We start from the raw sequence: 16,130 nt of genomic DNA, 5'->3' as shown, positions 1-16,130 counted from the left end.
GGGCCGATTCCCGAGGAGCGACGATGGCGGACGCAGGACGGGCCAGGAAGGCCACGGGGGCGCGCAAGGCCCCGATGAAGCGGGCGGCGGCGGCGAAGAAGGTGGCGACGGCCACGAAGCGGGCCACCGGCGCGACCGCAGCCAAGTCCCCGGGCGGGAAGCCCACGCCGACGACCGCCCGCGTGGCCCGCAAGACGGACACCTCGGCCACGGCGACCCCGGCCCGCGCCCGCAAGGCGCCCGCCACGGCCGCGCCGGCGAAGAAGGCGCCCGCGAAGAAGGCGACGAGGGCCGCGGCGACGCGCGCCGGGGCGGCCTCGAAGACCCCGGGCCGCAAGGCGACGACCATGGAGTCGTTCGGCACCCGGCGGGCGCCCCGGACCAGCGCCGGCTGACGCGGGAGGCCGCCCGCGTCAGCGCTGCCGGGTCCCGACGCCGACCGCGCCGGCCCGTCGGCCAGAATGGGCCGGTGGCGAAGCGACCCCGCCGGCAGGCGGCCGACGACCGGGACCGGCCCTGCCCCTGCGGCACCGGGCAGCCGTACGCCGGGTGTTGCGGGCGGCTGCACCGGGGCGAGGCGGACGCGGCGACCGCCGAGGCGCTGATGCGCTCGCGGTACAGCGCCTTCGCCGTCGGCGACACCGCGTACCTGCTGCGCAGCTGGCACTCCTCGACCCGGCCGCGCCGGCTCGACCTCGACCCCCGGCAGCGCTGGACGGGCCTGGAGATCGTCGACACGGACCGGGGCGGCCTGTTCGACGCCACCGGCACCGTCGAGTTCCGGGCCCACCACCGGGCCGGCGGCCGGCCTGGGACGCAGGGCGAGCGCAGCCGCTTCGTCCGCGAGGACGGCCGCTGGGTCTACCTCGACGACCAGCCCGGCTGACGTCCGGCCGCGGCGCCTGGGCACCGCGACCGGACGACGGTCACCCGCTCGCGGCGATGCCGGTCGACAGGCCGAGCCGGTCGACCGCCGCCGAGACGAGTTCGTCGGGGGTCAGCGACAGGTCGAGCACCAGCACCGACTCGTCCGGGTGGTGCCGTTCCAGGGTGGCCAGCTGCGACTCCAGCAGGCTCGCCGGCATGTAGTGGCCGGCGCGGCGGGACATCCGTTCCCGGATCACCCCGGTCGCCCCGTCCAGGTGGACGAACTCGACGCTCGGCGGACCCTGGCGCAGCACGTCGCGGTAGGACCGCTTCAGCGCCGAGCAGGCCAGCACCGTCGACACGCCCTCGGCGGCGCGGGCGGCCATCCAGCCGGCCAACTCGCGCAGCCAGGGCAGGCGGGCGGCGTCGTCCAGCGGCACGCCGGCGCGCATCTGCGCCACATGGGCCGGCGTGTGGAACTCGTCGGCCTCGGCGAAGGTCAGTCCGGTACGGGCGGCGATGCCCCGCGCCACGGTCGTCTTACCGGCCCCGGAGACCCCCATCACGACCACGTGCCGCGTCGTGGGCGCGCCACCCGGGCGAGGCTCACCAGTCATGGACCGTGCCGTCCTGGAGCCGGTTGAACGGCAGGTACGCCGGCACGTACGGGAACTTCGCGGCGGCCTCCTCGTCCAGCTCGACGCCGAGTCCGGGCTGCTCGCCCGGGTGCAGGTAGCCGTCGGTGAAGGTGAACGACTGCCGGAACACCTCGTTGGTGAGCGCCCCGTGCTGCATGTACTCCTGGATGCCGAAGTTGTGGATGGCCAGGTCCAGGTGCAGGGCGGCGGCCATGCCGACGGGCGAGATGTCGGTCGGGCCGTGGATGCCCGACTTGATCTGGTACTGGGCGGCGAAGTCGAGCAGCTTGCGCATGGCCGTGATGCCGCCGGTGTGGGTGACGGCGGAGCGGACGTAGTCGATGAGCTGCTCGCGGATGAGCGTCTGGTAGTCCCAGACGGTGTTGAAGACCTCGCCGATCGCCAGCGGCGTGGTGGTGTGCTGACGCACCAGCCGCAGCGCCTCCTGGTTCTCCGCCGGGGTGCAGTCCTCCAGCCAGAACAGGTCGTACGGCTCCAGCGCCTTGCCGAGCTTGGCGGCCTGGATGGGGGTCATCCGGTGGTGGCCGTCGTGCAGCAGCGGCAGCTCCGGGCCGAACTCGCCACGCACCGCCTCGAACACGCCGGGCAGGTGACGCAGGTAGGAGCGGGTGTCCCAGTCCTCCTCGGCCGGCAGCGGGGTGCGCTGCGCCGGCTCGTAGTCGTAGCGCTTGCCGTCGGCGCTGGGCTGGGTGGCGACCCCGTACACGGCGTTGATGCCCGGCACCGACGTCTGCACCCGGATGGAACGGTAGCCCTGCTCGAGGTGCCGGCGGATCGAGTCGAACAGCTCCGGCAGGTCCCGGCCGGAGGCGTGGCCGTAGGCCATGATCCCGGTGCGTGACGCCCCGCCCAGCAGCTGGTACAGCGGCATGCCGGCGGCCTTGGCCTTGATGTCCCACAGGGCCACGTCGACCGCCGCGATGGCCGCCATGGTGACCGGTCCGCGACGCCAGTACGCCGAGCGGTAGAGGAACTGCCAGGCGTCCTCGATGCGGTGCGCGTCCCGGCCGATCAGCAGCGGTACGACGTGGTCGCGCAGGTACGAGGCGACCGAGAGCTCGCGTCCGTTGAGGGTGCCGTCGCCCAGGCCGGTGACGCCGTCCTCCGTGGTGATCTTGAGGGTGACGAAGTTGCGGTCGGGGCTGGTGACGATGACGTCGGCTGCGACGATCTTCACGGGGTGCCTTTCTTCCTACGGGTGCTCGGACGGCTAGCGGAGGACGGCTCCGGCCTCGTGGCCGTCGAGGAGGGACAGTTCGGCGCGGCGCGGCAACCCTTCCCAGTCGCCGGAGCTGGAGACCGCGAAGGCGCCGAGGGTGACCGCACGACGCAGCCGGCCGGCCAGGTCGAGCCCGTCGAACCAGCCGGAGAGGTAGCCGGCGGTGAACGCGTCCCCGGCGCCGACGGGGTCGACGGCGGTCACGCTCAGCGCCCCCACGCGCTCGACGCCGTCGCGCGTGTGCGCGCGGGCGCCGTCGGCGCCCAGCTTGACCAGGACCGTCTCCACGCCCCGCCGCAGCAGCTCCGCCACGACGGTGGACTCGTCCGCCCCGGGCTCCCCGACGAGGTCCAGCTCGTCGGCGGAGGCGACGACGGTCGAGGCGTACCCGGCCAGCGGGGTGAGCACCTCGCGGGCGGTGTCGCGGGACCAGAGGCGCTCACGGTGGTTGAGGTCGAGGCAGACCGGGACGCCCGCGGCGACGGCGGCCTCGGCCGCCCACCGGGTGGCCGCGCGGGCGGTGTCGGACAGCGCCGGGGTGATCCCGCTCAGGTGCAGCGTCCGCGCGCCGGCGGCCAGCGGCGCCCGCAGGTCGTCGACGTCGAGGGCGGAGCCGGCCGAGCCGGCCCGGTGGTACTGCACCCGGTTCAGGTCGGCGGTGCGCCGCTCCAGGAACAGCAGGCCGGTCGGCCGGTCCGGGTCGCGGGTCACCCCGTCGACGGCGACGCCCTCGGCGCGCAGCTGGCGCAGCACGTACTCGCCGAACTCGTCGGCGCCGACCCGGCCGACCCACGCCGCGCGGTGACCGAGCCGGGCGACCCCGACGGCCACGTTGGACTCGGCGCCGGCCAGGTGCATGGTCAGCGACCCGCCGGCGGCGAGCGGACCGGCCGAGCGCAGCGACACCAGGGCCTCGCCGACGGTGAGCAGGTCGGGTGCGGTCATGACGGGGTCGCCTCCCGCACGACGGCGAGGTAGCCGCGCGCCCGCGCCCGCAGGGCGTCCAGGTCACCGCCGGAGGCGGCGTCGCCGACCAGCGGGCCGCCGAGGCCGACCGCGATCGCGCCGGCCCGCAGGTAGCCGGGCACCTCGTCCGCGCCGACGCCGCCGACCGCGACGAACGGGATGTCCGGGAAGGGGTCGCGCACCGCCTTGAGGTACGCCGGCCCGCCGACCGAGGCCGGGAAGAGCTTGACCGCCGACGCCCCCATCCGCATCGCGGTGTACGCCTCGGTCGGGGTGAGCGCCCCGGCGGCGACCGGCAGGCCGCGGCGCGCCGCCTCGGCGATCGACTCGACCACGGCGGGCGTCACCACGAACTGCGCGCCCGCGGCGGCCACGTCCGCGACGTCGGCGGTGGTCAGCACCGTGCCGGCGCCGACCAGCGACCCGGCGGGGGCCGCCGCGCGCAGCGCCTCGATCGCCCGCAGGGCGTCCGGCGTGGTGAGGGCCACCTCGACGACGCGTACGCCCTCTGCCAGCAGGGCAGTGCCCGCGGCGATCGCGGCGGCGGTGTCGGTGCCGCGGATGATCGCCAGGACGCGGGCGTCGGCGAGTTCGGCGGTGAGGTCGACGGTCATGTGATCACCATTCCGCGTAGGAGCCGTCGCGGTGCCGCCACGTGGGGCTGCGCCACGCGTGCCCGCGCTTGTCCGCCGTGCGTACGGCGTGCTCGTCGATCTCGATGCCGAGGCCGGGTGCGGTGAGCCGCTCGACGTACCCGTCGACGAAGGTCAACGGGGTCTTGTCGAGGCAGTAGTCGAGCACCTCGGCGCCGAGGTTGTAGTGGATGCCGATGCTCTGCTCCTGGATCAGGTAGTTCGGCGTGGCGAAGCCGACCTGGAGGCAGGCCGCGAGGGCGATCGGCCCGAGCGGGCAGTGCGGGGCGAGCTGCACGTCGTACACCTCGGCCAGCGCGGCGATCTTGCGTACCTCGGTGATGCCGCCGGCGTGCGAGAGGTCCGGCTGGGCGACCGCGATGCCGGCCTGGAGCACCGGCAGGAACTCCTGCCGGTTGTAGAGCCGCTCCCCCGTCGACACCGGCGTGGTGGTGGCGCGGACGAACTCGCCGATGAGGTGCGAGTTCTCCGGCACCACCGGCTCCTCCAGGAAGAACGGCCGGTACGGCTCCAGCAGCGGGGCGACCCGGCGGGCGGTGGCGAGGGTGAACCGGCCGTGGAAGTCGACCGCCACGTCCCGCTCGTCGCCGAGCACCTCGCGGGCGGCGGCCACGCGCCGCACCACGGCGTCGATCTCGGCGACGGACGCGACCGCGCTCATCCGGCCGGACGCGTTCATCTTCACCGCGGTCAGGCCCGTCTCGACGGCGGCGGCGATCTGGTCGCGGACCTCGTTCGGCTCGTCGCCGCCCACCCAGCCGTAGACCCGGATCCGGTCGCGCACCGGGCCGCCGAGCAGTTGGTGCACCGGGGCGCCGAAGTGCTTGCCGGTGATGTCCCACAGCGCCTGGTCGAGGCCGGCGACCGCGCTGGCCAGGATCGGCCCGCCCCGGTAGAACGCCCCCTTGGTCATGACCTGCCAGTGGTCCTCGATGCGCAGCGCGTCCCGGCCGACGAGCAGCTCGCTGAGCTGCTCGACGGCGGTGCGGACGGTCTCGGAGCGGCCCTCGCAGGTCGCCTCGCCCCAGCCGACGATCCCGGAGTCGGTCTCGACCCGGACGAACAGCCAGCGCGGTGCGACGAGGAAGGTCTCCACCCGTGCGATGGTGGTCATGGTGTCCTCAGCCCTTCGTGGCGCCGGCGGTGAGGCCGGAGACGACGTACTTCTGCACGAACAGGGCGATCAGCATGATCGGCAGGGTGACCACCGTGGCCGCCGCCATCAGGCCGCCCCAGTCGATGCTGGCGTAGCCGACGAAGTCGAAGATCGCCACCGGGAGTGTCTTGGTGTCGGCCCCGGAGAGCACGAGGGCGAACATGAAGTTGTTCCAGGAGAAGATGAACGACAGGATGCCGGCGGTCGCGATGCCGGGCACCGACAGCGGCAGGGTGATCCGGCGGAACGCGCCGATGTGGGTCAGCCCGTCGACGAGCGCCGCCTCCTCCAGCTCGGCCGGCAGGCCGTCGAAGTAGCCCATCATGATGTAGACGATCAGCGGCAGCGACACGAACATGTGGCTGAGGATCAGCACGCTGAACCCGCCGACCATCTGCAGGTTCGAGAACACGTAGTACCAGGGCACCAGCAGCGAGACGCCGGGGATGACCCGCGCCATGAGCACGACGAGCGCGGACTTCTTCATGTTGAACCGGCTCATCGAGTACGCGGCGGGCACCCCGAGCAGCAGCGACAGCACGGTGGCGGCGAGCGCGACCCAGAGGCTGTTGCCGATGAACTGGATGTAGTTCGCCTGCTGGAGCACGTTGGAGTAGTTGTCCAGCGTCGGGGAGAAGACGAACGCCTTCTCGCTGTCGTAGATGTCGACGTTCGTCTTCAGCGACGCGGCGACCATCCAGACCAGCGGCGCCATCAGCGACAGCACCACGAGGACGAGGGCAACCGTCCGGAAGATCTTGTACGGCCTGCGCAGCTTCATCGGTCCAGCCCCTTCTTGCGGTAGGTCAGGGCCCACATCACCCCGATGATGATCAGGAAGAAGATGATGAGGACTGTCGATGAGACGCCGTAGTCGTTGTAGTCGAAGCTGAGCCCGTAGGCGTACACGTTGAGGGTCTCGACCTCGTGGAAGGACCCGCCGCCCCGTCCCTTGGTGGCGTAGAGGATGTCGAACGTCTTCAGGGCGTCGATGCCGCGCAGCAGGATCGCCACGATGACGGTGGGCATCAGCAGCGGCAGGGTGACGTGCCGGAACCGCTGCCAGGTGCTGGCGCCGTCGATCAGCGCCGCCTCCTGCGGCTCGTCGGACAGCGACGTCAGGCCGGCGAGCAGGATCAGCACGACCATCGGCGTCCACTGCCAGATGTCGATGAACATCGTGGTCGGCAGGGCGGAGCTCTGTCCGGACAGCCAGGGCTGCGGGCCGATGCCGACCCAGCCGAGCACCTGGTTGGCCATCCCGATGTTGGGGTCGAAGATCAGCCGCCACATCATGCCGACCGCGACCGGGGTGGCCACCAGCGGCAGGAGGATCGCGACGCGGACCCACTTCTCACCGCGGAACGGCCGCCACAGCAGCAGGGCGATGGCCATGCCGAGGACGACCTCGAAGAAGAGCACGACGCCGGTGAAGAGGGCGGTGCGCCACACGGCCGGCCAGAACCGGTCGGTGTCGCCGAGCACGTCGAGGTAGTTCTGGAAGCCGATGAACTCACTCTCGGCGCGTACCGAGCCCTCGGCGTCGGTCAGGCTGAGGTATCCGGTCCAGACGACCGGGAAGACGATCAGCACGGCGACGAAGAGCATCGCGGGCGCCGCGAAGAGCCACTTGCGGTGCTCGTTGGCCCAGCGCGACCAGGCCGAGGTCTCCGGGGACGGCGGGCGTACCCCGGGCGATTCTTTGACTGCTGTGGTGACGGCTGACATGAGGTCTCCGGATGGGGTCAGGGCCAGCGTCCCGACGTGGGGTGGGTGGAGCCGTCCGGCCCCACCCACCCCACGGTTCGGGCTACTTCGCCTCGTCGTCGAGGAACTTCTGGAACGCCTCGTTCGCCGCGTCCGCCGAGGCGGCCGCGTCCTTGCCGGTGATCGCGTCCACGATCGGCTGGCCGACGATCTCCCGCGCCTGGGCGACCTTCACCACGAGCGGACGGTCGTGGCCCACGCCGTTGGCGGTGCTGACCGTGGTGGCCTCGGCGAGGTCCTTCGGGTAGGTCGCCGCGCCCTCGGGGTTCTCCCAGACCGAGGTACGGGCGCTGGGCACGCCCGCCTTCTGCTGCTCCAGCGCCTGCTCCTTGCCGGCCGCCCACTGGATGAACTTCCAGGCGTTGTCCTGGTTCTTGGACGCCTCGTTGACGCCCAGCGCCCAGGACGGGATGTTGTACGGCTTCGAGCCGGCCGGGCCGGCCGGGAAGGCCGCGAAGCCGACGGTGTCGGAGACCTTCGACTTGGCCGGGTCGGTGGCGTTCTTGTAGAGCGAGTTGGCCTCGGTGTAGAAGGCCGCCTTGCCCTGGGTGAAGATCGCCATCGCCTCGGACCAGCTCATGTCGGTGCTGATGTTCTCCGGGCCGTGCTCCCGCAGCAGCCCGCCGTAGTAGGCGTACGCCTGCTTGGCCTGCTCGGTGTTGACCGAGGCCTTGCCGTTGGCGTCGACGAAGTCGCCGCCGAAGCTGTAGAGGAAGCTGGAGAACTGGGTGACCGCGGCGGCCTTGCCCGTGCGGGACACGAAGCCCGCCACGCCCGGGTTGTCCGCCTCGACCTTCGCCGCCTGCGCCTTGAGCTCGTCGAGGGTCTTCGGCGGGGCGGTGAAGCCGGACTTCTCCAGCAGGTCCTTGCGGTAGTAGAGGACCTCCTGCTCGGTGATGATCGGCACGCCGACCAGCTTGTCCTCGTACGTGGTGGCCTGCACCGGTCCGGACTGGAAGTCACCGACCTCGAACGCGCTGTCCGACTTGCTCTTTTCGGTCAGGTCGGCGAGGTACTTGTTCTTGGCGAACAGCTTCCCCTCCTGCAGCGGCCGGTACATCATCACGTCCAGGTCCCTGGACCCGGCGTTCAGCTTGACGTTGTACTGGTCGGAGAGCTGGTCCTCACCGAGCTGGGTGACCTCCACCTTCAGGCCCGACTGCTTCTCGAACTCCGGCAGCGCCTTCTTGATGTTCTCCGTCCAGACGTGGTTGACCAGCGTCACCCGGACGGTGTCCGAGCCGCCGGCGTCGTCCCCGCCGCCACCGCAGGCGGACAGGCCGAGGGCGACGACCATCGCCAGGGAAGTCCCGATAACTGATCGACGTCTCACGTCCATCTCTCCTTAAGCCGTGGCCGTGGCCGCCGCCCCGTCGGGTGGGCCGCCACCTCGCGTTTTACATCCGCTTAACACCGGGATGCTAGGCCGAAAAAGCAGATTTATACAAGGGGTAGACCTGACTGATATGCTCCGTCACGTGAAATCGTCCTCCCCGGGGGTCGTGGCCGCGCAGCTCGCCCCTGCCGAGGCCGGCCTACACGCACGCGTCCTCGACCGCCTCGGCACTGCCATCTGCGACGGCGAGCTCGCACCCGGGTCGGTCCTCAACATCGACGACCTGGTGGACCGCTACGCCGTGTCCCGCTCGGTCGTACGCGAGGTGCTGCGCGTGCTCGCCTCGATCGGGTTCATCGAGACCCGCCGCCGCGTCGGGGTCATGATCCGACCGTCGGAGGACTGGAACGTCTTCGATCCGCAGGTGATCCGCTGGCGGCTGGCCTCGGCCGGCCGCATCGTCCAGCTCCGCTCGATCACCGAGCTGCGTACCGCCGTCGAGCCGCACGCCGCCTGGCTGGCCGCCGGCCGGGTCGGCCACGACGAGGCGAGCGACCTGGTCGGGCTCGCGGCGAAGATGTGGGCCGCCGGCAAGGCCGGCGACGAGGAACGCTTCCTCCAGCTCGACATCGAGTTCCACCGCCGGATCCTGGTCGCCTCCGGCAACGAGATGTTCGTCCGGCTCCAGGACCTGATCGCCGAGGTGCTCACCGGCCGGCACCAGCACCACCTGATGCCGCACCACCCGCACGAGCAGGCTCTCCAGCTGCACGCCGAGGTGGCCCAGGCCATCCAGCGCCGCGACGGCGAGCGCGCCCGGCAGGCCATGGTGCAGCTCATGGAGCAGGCCTTCGACGAGATGAGCTCGATCTGGCGGCAGGCCGACGAGACCGCCGGCGCCTGACGAGCCCCGACCCCCTCCCCGCCGTTCCGCGCTATGACGGCGCGCTACGTCCGGCTCGGAGCGGGCGGTGGGCGCGGGTCGCCAGGAGCAGCGCGACGATCAGGTACGGCACGGCGGCCACCGCGAACGCGACCCCGTTGCCGGCCCCGGTGGCGAGCAGGACGTACCCGCCGTAGACCGCGATGACCGTCAGGTCGGTGGCCATCCCCGCCAACGAGGTGACCGTGGCGCGGCTGCCCCCGGTGATCCGCGCCTGCAACCGCGCGTCGGCGAGCACGGTGGCGAGTTGGAAGCCGCAGAAGGCCACCGCGACCAGCGCGAAGCCCACCGGCCGGGCCAGCAGCGCCCCGGCGGCCAGGGCCACGGCCGACAGCGCCAGCAGACCGGCGTACCCCCGGACGGTCAGCCGCTCCCCCGCCGGGGCCAGCAGGCCGCCCACGGCCACCCCGAGCCAGGTGAGCAGGAGCAGCAGCGGCACGGTCGCCGCGCCGACGCCGGTGTCGCGGGCCAGCAGCGGGGTGTACTCGTCCAGGGCGCCCCAGACCGCCGCGACGACCGCGACCAACAGCACCGCCGCGCGTACTGTCCGGTCGGCGTGGACCTCGGCGAGGCCGGCGCGCAGGCTCGCCCACCAGCCGAATTCCCCGTCGTCGGCACCCGTCCCGTCGTCCCGGCCGCTCCGCTCGGGTCCGCCGTGGGCAGGTCCGGTGGCGGGCCCGGCAACGGACCTGGTGGCGTCGGCCGGCTCGATCGCGGCGTCGACGGGCCCGGTGTCGCGGTGTTCCGGGAGGCGGGTGGCCACGGCGGCGGCGAGCAGGCAGGCGAGCACGCTGGCCGCGCCGACGGCCGGGTAGCCGCCGAGGGCGAACGCCGGCCCCGCCAGCAGGATCGAGGCGAGTACGCCCAGCGTCCCGACGGTCTTCGCCCGCCCGATGACGCGGGCGTAGCGGCCGGCGGCGCCGAGCCGGTCGAGTTCGGTGAAGACCAGCGCCTCCAGCGCGCCCGAGGCGAGCGCCCCGCCGGCGCCCCAGAGCACGAACCCGACGGCGAAGGCCGGGTACGAGGGCACGAGCACCCAGAGAGCGAAGCCGGCGGCGGTGACCAGCGGCGCGAGGATCAGCAGCAGCCGCCGGGAGAACGCGTCGGCGAGCGCGCCGGAGGGCACCTCCAGCAGGATGCTGGCGGCCGACCAGATCACGAACAGCGACGAGATCTGCCAGAGCGACAGGCCGGTGTCGCTGAACAGCAGCGCGTACAGCGGATAGAGCAGGACGAGTTCGCTGAGGAACGCGTACCCGTAGAGGGTGGCCGCCAGCCGGCGGGCGCGCGCGACGGACACGCGCGGAGGGTGGACAGTCATGGGACCTTCCTGAGGGGACGAAGCGGACGCCGGACGTACGGCGACCGCGGCGGCCCACGACAGTGGCCCCTAGCAGTGCATCAACATCGCCACGTCATGCCGGCGATGGTAGTCGCGCGGGCATGGCGGGTCACGCCCCTTTACCGGACACACGCCGGGGTGGGGTCCGCTGCGGATCCCACCCCGGCGTCGTGCGAGGTCAGCGGCGGCGCTCGCCGTCGAGCGGCGGGATGACCATCGTGGCCTCGCTGTCCTCGCCGACCGGCCGGGCCGCTGCGGGCGAGGTGACCTGCGTGGCGTCCGGGTCGCTCTGCCGCGGCACGGGCACGGTCGGGTCGGCGTCGACGCGGGGGCCGGAAACCACCTGCGTGGCCTCCGGGTCGGCCACGGCACGCGGGCCGGAGACCACCTGCGTGGCGTCCGGGTCGCCGGTCGTCGCCGCCGCGGCGAGGTGTGCCTCGCTGTCGCGGCGGCCGGCCTGGTAGGCGCGGGCGTGCGTGGCGATCAGCCGCGACTCGTGCTCGGCCCGGCTCAGCCACGACTCCCAGCGGCTCTGCATGGGCCGGACCAGCCCGCCGCCCACCCCGACGACGAGGATGCCACCGGTCGTGGCCAGGACGGCGATCAGCACGGGAGTGGTGACGGCGGTGGCCACACCGATCTGGTTCAGCGCGGCGATGACGCCGAGGCCGAGGATGAACACCGAGGCGATGGTGGCCAGGAGCCGGCCGTACGACAGTCCGCCCAGGGCGCCACTGATGATGTCCTTCACCGCGTTGGCGATGGCCGCGGCGACCACGACGATGACGATCGCGACGAAGGCGCGGGGCAGCCAGGCGATCACACCGGCGATCAGATCGGAGATCGGGTTCGGTCCCCAGATGCCGAAGGCCAGCTGGAGGGTCACCAGCAGCACCCCGTAGTAGGCGAGCTTGGCGACAATGTCACTGGCGTCGTACCGGGAGCGGGCCAGGGCCCGACGGATCCCACCGCGCTCCACGGCACGGTCGAAACCCACCCGCTCCAGCACCTTGTCCACGATCTTCAGCACAGCCTTGGCGATCAGCCAGCCGGCCACCAGGATCGCCACGAAGGCGACGGCCTTGGGCAGGAACAGCATCACCGACCGGAGGGCGTCCCCCACCGCGTCGCCGAAGTTGTCTCTCATCGGAATTCCTCCACACGGCATCCGGGTTCGTCCGGGCCGACCTACCCCCGCCCACGATCGGGGAAACCCCGCGTCAGCGGCGCCGGCAGTCGTAGGACACCGGGGCCTGGGCCTGCACCACAGCCGGGGAGCTGATGTTGACGGTTGCCGTCTCGTTCGTGGTGCCCACGCCGCTGAAGGCCCAGCGCAGCGTCAACTGGACGGTGTGCTGGCCGCGCCCGACCCGCTCGGTCAGCAGGCTGCCGGGCGCGCTGCCGGTACGCAGCCACTGGTAGCGGATCTCCCCGGCCCGGCCGTTGGTCGACACGGTGGCGACCACGTCCACGGTGACGTCGCACCGGTCGCCGGCCGGTTGCGGAACCGCCACCGTCACTCCGGTCACCTCCAGCGGGCTGATCCGCTGCCAGAGATAGAGGCCGACGGCGGCGAGCAGGGCGACGGTCAGCAGAGTGGACAGCACCGAGGTCACCGTCCGCCACACGGGCCGCCGCCGCGGCGGTGGCGGCGCCGGCCACGCGGGTGCCGGTGGCGGGGTCGTCGGCACGCCCGGCCCGAAGCGCACCTCCCCGCCGGGCGGGGCGACGGCCCCGGTGGGCCCGCCGAAGAGCGTCCCCGGACCGGGTCCGGTGGTACGCCCCGTCCCGGCCTCGGGCACAGCTCCCACGGCCCCCGCCGCGATCGTCTGGTCCTGCGCAGCGGGCTGCGCCGGCCACGGCCCGGTCCGCCCGTCCAGGGCACGCTGGGGCATCGTCGGCTCACCCTGGGCGGGGCCGACGGGCGCCTTGTTGTGGGTCAGGGGCGCCGCCGGTTCCCCGGCGGCCAGGTACACGGTCGCGTCGCGTGCGGGCAGGTGTGCCGTCGGCTCCCCGGCCGCCAGGTACACCGTCGCGTCACGCGAAGGCAGGTGCGCCGTCTGCCCTTCGGCCGCCAGGCGCGCCGTCACCTCGCCCGACGCCAGGCGCGCCGTCGGCTCGCCGGCCGCCAGATACACCGTCGCGTCACCCGACGCCAGGCGCGCCGTCGAATCTCCGGCGGCCAGATTGACCGTCGCGTCCTGCGAGGGCAGGTGCGCGGTCGGCGCTGCCGGCGGCTGCGGTCGGTGGACGTCGAGGCGGGCGGTCGCCATGCCGTCGTCCGGCTGCCGGTGGGCGGGCAGCGCCTCGGTCGGGTCGTTCGGCTGGGTCACGGCGGCCCGCCTTCCGTCGTCGTGGTCGGCATTGGTGTCCGGCCTCAGCCTGGCGTGCAGTAGTAACGCAACGACAGGTACACCGGTGAGCTCTCGGGCGAGGTGTTGCCGGCCTCGTCGACGGCGACGACCCGGACCGGGATCCGGGTGGCGTCCGCCGGTGTGGGCAGGTCGCCCAGGACGCCCTGGAACACCCCGCGCTCGCCGGCCTTCATGGGCACCTCGGCGGTACGGCCGTCCAGGGTGTACCGGAGGCGTACCCGTAGCTTCCCGGCCTCCGTCCGGTCGTCGGACACCTCGGCGGAGACGGTGCTGGACGTGGGCCCGTACGGACAGCCCCTGGGTTCCAGCTCGGTCGGGCTGGCCCAGACCTTGCCGACGGACGGGGCGACGGTGTCCGCCGGTGGCGGCGGGCTGGTGCTGACCGACGGGGTCGGCTCGGCGGGCGCCGACGTCGGCGGCGGCGTGCCGGTGCCGGTGGGAGCCGGTGCCGCCGTCGTCGCGGTCGGCGCGACGGTGGGGGTCGGAACGGACGTCGCCGTGGGCGTCGGGGACGGCGACGCGGCGGCCGACGGGGACGGTTCGCCGGTCGGGGCCGTCGTCGCCTCCGGTGCGGCCGGACCGGCGGCGGGCAACGGCTCCTCGCGGCTGGCGTAGCTCAGCCCGGCCCCGCCGATGATCAGCACAGTGGCCAGCCCTCCGCCGACCAGCGCCGCGCGGGCCTTGCCGGCGCGCAGCCACGTCCACCGGCCGGTGCCCTCGTCGAAGGCGGTGCTGGCCAGGCTGGTGGCCCCGCCGGTGCCGTCCGGGAACGGCAGGAGCGCGGCGAGCAGGGCCGCCCGCCGGGCCAGCTCGCGCAGGCCACGCTCCTCCCACCGCTGCCCGTACGCTTCGGCCGCCACCCGTTCCAGCACCTCGAGGAAGACCTGGGCGGGTTGTGGCCGCTCGGCCGGTTGCTTGGCCATGCCGTGGCGCAGCAGGTCGTGCATCGGCTCGGGGGCCGGGTCGGTGGGGATCGGCGCGCTGGCGTGCTGCTGGCGCAGGGTGAACAGGTCCCGACCGTCGAACGGGGGTCGGCCGGTGAGGCACTCGTAGAAGGTGGCGGTGGCCGCGTAGATGTCGCAGGCCGGGCTCGCCGGGGCGCCCGTCCACTGTTCGGGTGCCATGTAGCGGGGAGTGCCGGTGACGCTGACCCCGGAGCTCTCGCCCACCGGCATGGCGATGCCGAAATCGGCCAGCTTGCTGGTGCCCTCGGCGGTGACCAGCACGTTCTCCGGCTTGTAGTCGCGGTGCACGACGCCCCGGGCGTGCGCCGCGCCGAGCCCGGCCAGCGATCCCTTGAGGACGCAGAGCGCCGACTCCGGCGTCGTCGCCCCGTGCGCGCGCAGCATCTGCCGCAGCGACACGCCGTTGACCAGCTCCATGACGATCGCCGCGCCGTCGGGAGACTCGACGTACTCGTAGAGGCGGGAGACGTGCGGGTCGTCGATCCCGGCCAGCAGCCGGGCCTCGGCGCGGAACGCGGTGCGGAACTCCGGGTCGTCGCCGATGCCGCCGGTCAGGTACTTGATCGCGACCGGGGTGCCGGTCGCCTCGTGCACGGCGAGGTCCACCCGGCCGGACGCGCCGCGGCCGAGCTGCCGCACGGGGCGGTATCCGGAGACCTGCCAGCCGGTCACGCGTCCACCTCCCCGTCGCTGGGACGGTGAAGCCGCCTCCGGTGGCCATTGTCGTCACGGGGGCCGGTGCGGCAATCAGCGCAACGGTTGCTTCGGGCCCCCGGACGTCCGGGGTCGCCCCGGCGAACGGGCGCATGGTCGGTTACGGACACATGCCACTCGTACCATCCACGGGCAAGCCGGGGTGTGCGTCGGCCACGCCGCCGAGGTCAGTCCGGCGGGCGGCGGTGCCCGTCGCCGGAAGCGGGCACGGCGGGTTGCGTACGCCCGGCCGGTGGGTGCTCGGCTTTCGGGTGCTCGGCCGCCGGCGGCTCGGTGCCGCGGGTGAACTTGTCGAAGAAGCGCAGCAGTTCCACCGGGAACGGCATCACCAGGGTGCTGTTCTTCTCCGCCGCCACGTCCACCACGGTCTGCAACAGCCGTAGCTGGTACGCCCCCGGGGTGCCCGCCATCGCCCGGGACGCGTCGGCGAGCCGGCGGGACGCCTGGTACTCGCCGTCGGCGGCGATCACCCGGGCGCGGCGTTCGCGTTCCGCCTCGGCCTGGCGGGACATCGAGCGTTTCATCCCCTCGGGCAGCGCGACGTCCTTGACCTCGACCCGCTCGATCAGCAGTCCCCACGGCTTCTCGGTCGGCGCGTCGATGACGGCCTTCAGCTCGGCGTTGATCCGTTCCCGGTCACCCAGCAGGGTGTCCAGGTCGGCCTTGCCGATCACCGAACGCAACGCGGTCTGCGCCACCTGAAGCACGGCCGAGGGGTAGTCACGGACGTTGACCAGCGCCTTCACCGGGTCGACGACCCGGTAGTAGACCACCGCGTCGACGGTGAGGGTGACGTTGTCCCGGGTGATCGCCCCCTGCGGGGGCACGCCGATCACGGTCGTCTGCATGCTGACCCTGGCCATCCGGTCGGCGACCGGAACGATCAGCCGCAGACCGGGCTCCCGGACCGGCGTCAGCACCCGGCCGAACCGGAAGACGATGCCGCGCTGGTACTGCTGCACCAGCCGGACGCTCAGCGCGCCGACGAACGCCACGAACACGATGACGATCACCAGGCCGATCACGACGGCTTCCACGGCACCCCCGACTCCACGCGGCTCCCCGGGCCGGCCCTTTCCCGCCCCGGCGGAAAGTAGTCCCGTAACCGGCGATCAACGCGTGACAGACGGGGCAGGCCGTGGGCCGGGCGGGGGCGGCAGGCCGGGCG

Annotated in this window: 16 protein-coding genes; 3 read left to right on the top strand and 13 right to left on the bottom strand. The window is 72.9% G+C overall.

The features are described from left to right. Positions 1-23: 23 nt before the first annotated feature. A complete protein-coding gene (locus ACGFIR_RS12910) occupies positions 24-395 on the top strand; it encodes a hypothetical protein (protein ID WP_393007471.1) in 372 nt (123 codons plus the stop codon). A 74-nt stretch (positions 396-469) separates the two neighbouring features. Next, the gene (locus tag ACGFIR_RS12905) at positions 470-886 is read left to right on the top strand and encodes a YchJ family protein (RefSeq protein ID WP_393007469.1); all 417 of its coding nucleotides are present in this window, start codon (positions 470-472) and stop codon (positions 884-886) included. A 40-nt stretch (positions 887-926) separates the two neighbouring features. On the opposite strand, the gene ACGFIR_RS12900 is transcribed toward ACGFIR_RS12905, so the two are convergent. From ACGFIR_RS12900 to ACGFIR_RS12865, 8 genes are all read right to left on the bottom strand, one after another. Then, entirely contained in the window at positions 927-1,484 is a 558-nt protein-coding gene (locus ACGFIR_RS12900; RefSeq protein ID WP_393144932.1) for a gluconokinase, read from the bottom strand. Next, the gene (gene manD, locus ACGFIR_RS12895; protein WP_393144930.1) at positions 1,474-2,703 is read right to left on the bottom strand and encodes a D-mannonate dehydratase ManD; all 1,230 of its coding nucleotides are present in this window, start codon (positions 2,701-2,703) and stop codon (positions 1,474-1,476) included. The genes ACGFIR_RS12900 and manD overlap by 11 nt, the downstream gene beginning before the upstream one ends. 33 nt (positions 2,704-2,736) lie before the next feature. After that, positions 2,737-3,690: a sugar kinase gene (locus ACGFIR_RS12890; protein ID WP_393144928.1), complete on the bottom strand. Its 954-nt coding sequence runs from the start codon at positions 3,688-3,690 to the stop codon at positions 2,737-2,739. Further along, positions 3,687-4,325, bottom strand: coding sequence for a bifunctional 4-hydroxy-2-oxoglutarate aldolase/2-dehydro-3-deoxy-phosphogluconate aldolase (locus tag ACGFIR_RS12885; RefSeq protein ID WP_393144926.1), 639 nt, complete (start codon positions 4,323-4,325; stop codon positions 3,687-3,689). Before ACGFIR_RS12885 ends, ACGFIR_RS12890 begins: the two co-directional genes overlap by 4 nt. A 4-nt stretch (positions 4,326-4,329) precedes the next feature. Next, on the bottom strand, positions 4,330-5,478 hold the full coding sequence (gene dgoD, locus ACGFIR_RS12880; RefSeq protein ID WP_393144924.1) for a galactonate dehydratase: 1,149 nt from the start codon (positions 5,476-5,478) through the stop codon (positions 4,330-4,332). A gap of 7 nt (positions 5,479-5,485) precedes the next feature. Further along, complete coding sequence (locus tag ACGFIR_RS12875) at positions 5,486-6,301, bottom strand: carbohydrate ABC transporter permease (RefSeq protein WP_393007457.1); 816 nt, start codon at positions 6,299-6,301, stop codon at positions 5,486-5,488. Next, positions 6,298-7,248 carry a carbohydrate ABC transporter permease gene (locus ACGFIR_RS12870; RefSeq protein ID WP_393144922.1) on the bottom strand — a complete coding sequence of 317 codons (951 nt, stop codon included), beginning with the start codon at positions 7,246-7,248 and terminating at the stop codon, positions 6,298-6,300. The genes ACGFIR_RS12875 and ACGFIR_RS12870 overlap by 4 nt, the downstream gene beginning before the upstream one ends. A gap of 82 nt (positions 7,249-7,330) precedes the next feature. After that, positions 7,331-8,620 (bottom strand): ABC transporter substrate-binding protein, encoded by a 1,290-nt coding sequence (locus tag ACGFIR_RS12865; protein ID WP_393007453.1) that lies wholly within the window; start codon positions 8,618-8,620, stop codon positions 7,331-7,333. A gap of 145 nt (positions 8,621-8,765) precedes the next feature. On the opposite strand from ACGFIR_RS12865, the gene ACGFIR_RS12860 reads away from it, so the two are divergent. Next, complete coding sequence (locus ACGFIR_RS12860) at positions 8,766-9,527, top strand: FadR/GntR family transcriptional regulator (RefSeq protein ID WP_393007451.1); 762 nt, start codon at positions 8,766-8,768, stop codon at positions 9,525-9,527. 31 nt (positions 9,528-9,558) lie between these two features. Here ACGFIR_RS12860 and ACGFIR_RS12855 read toward each other — a convergent pair whose 3' ends face one another. From ACGFIR_RS12855 to ACGFIR_RS12835, 5 genes are all read right to left on the bottom strand, one after another. Continuing rightward, complete coding sequence (locus tag ACGFIR_RS12855) at positions 9,559-10,887, bottom strand: MFS transporter (RefSeq protein ID WP_393144920.1); 1,329 nt, start codon at positions 10,885-10,887, stop codon at positions 9,559-9,561. A gap of 199 nt (positions 10,888-11,086) precedes the next feature. Further along, positions 11,087-12,055 (bottom strand): hypothetical protein, encoded by a 969-nt coding sequence (locus tag ACGFIR_RS12850; RefSeq protein ID WP_393144918.1) that lies wholly within the window; start codon positions 12,053-12,055, stop codon positions 11,087-11,089. 73 nt (positions 12,056-12,128) lie between these two features. Further along, positions 12,129-13,241, bottom strand: coding sequence for a hypothetical protein (locus tag ACGFIR_RS12845; protein ID WP_393144916.1), 1,113 nt, complete (start codon positions 13,239-13,241; stop codon positions 12,129-12,131). A 44-nt stretch (positions 13,242-13,285) separates the two neighbouring features. Continuing rightward, on the bottom strand, positions 13,286-14,920 hold the full coding sequence (locus ACGFIR_RS12840) for a serine/threonine-protein kinase (protein ID WP_393144914.1): 1,635 nt from the start codon (positions 14,918-14,920) through the stop codon (positions 13,286-13,288). 209 nt (positions 14,921-15,129) lie between these two features. Further along, complete coding sequence (locus ACGFIR_RS12835; RefSeq protein ID WP_393007441.1) at positions 15,130-15,999, bottom strand: SPFH domain-containing protein; 870 nt, start codon at positions 15,997-15,999, stop codon at positions 15,130-15,132. Positions 16,000-16,130 lie beyond the last annotated feature (131 nt).

It is taken from the genome of Micromonospora sp. NPDC049051 (assembly GCF_043197575.1).
GTDB lineage: Bacteria > Actinomycetota > Actinomycetes > Mycobacteriales > Micromonosporaceae > Micromonospora.
This window is presented reverse-complemented; position numbering and strand designations above follow the sequence as displayed.

Coding starts and splice junctions, on each gene's coding strand:
- ACGFIR_RS12910 (WP_393007471.1), top strand. CDS start 24: ATGGCGGACGCAGGACGGGCCAGGAAGGCCACGGGGGCGCGCAAGGCC.
- ACGFIR_RS12900 (WP_393144932.1), bottom strand. CDS start 1,484: ATGACTGGTGAGCCTCGCCCGGGTGGCGCGCCCACGACGCGGCACGTG.
- ACGFIR_RS12890 (WP_393144928.1), bottom strand. CDS start 3,690: ATGACCGCACCCGACCTGCTCACCGTCGGCGAGGCCCTGGTGTCGCTG.
- ACGFIR_RS12885 (WP_393144926.1), bottom strand. CDS start 4,325: ATGACCGTCGACCTCACCGCCGAACTCGCCGACGCCCGCGTCCTGGCG.
- dgoD (WP_393144924.1), bottom strand. CDS start 5,478: ATGACCACCATCGCACGGGTGGAGACCTTCCTCGTCGCACCGCGCTGG.
- ACGFIR_RS12875 (WP_393007457.1), bottom strand. CDS start 6,301: ATGAAGCTGCGCAGGCCGTACAAGATCTTCCGGACGGTTGCCCTCGTC.
- ACGFIR_RS12870 (WP_393144922.1), bottom strand. CDS start 7,248: ATGTCAGCCGTCACCACAGCAGTCAAAGAATCGCCCGGGGTACGCCCG.
- ACGFIR_RS12855 (WP_393144920.1), bottom strand. CDS start 10,887: ATGACTGTCCACCCTCCGCGCGTGTCCGTCGCGCGCGCCCGCCGGCTG.
- ACGFIR_RS12850 (WP_393144918.1), bottom strand. CDS start 12,055: ATGAGAGACAACTTCGGCGACGCGGTGGGGGACGCCCTCCGGTCGGTG.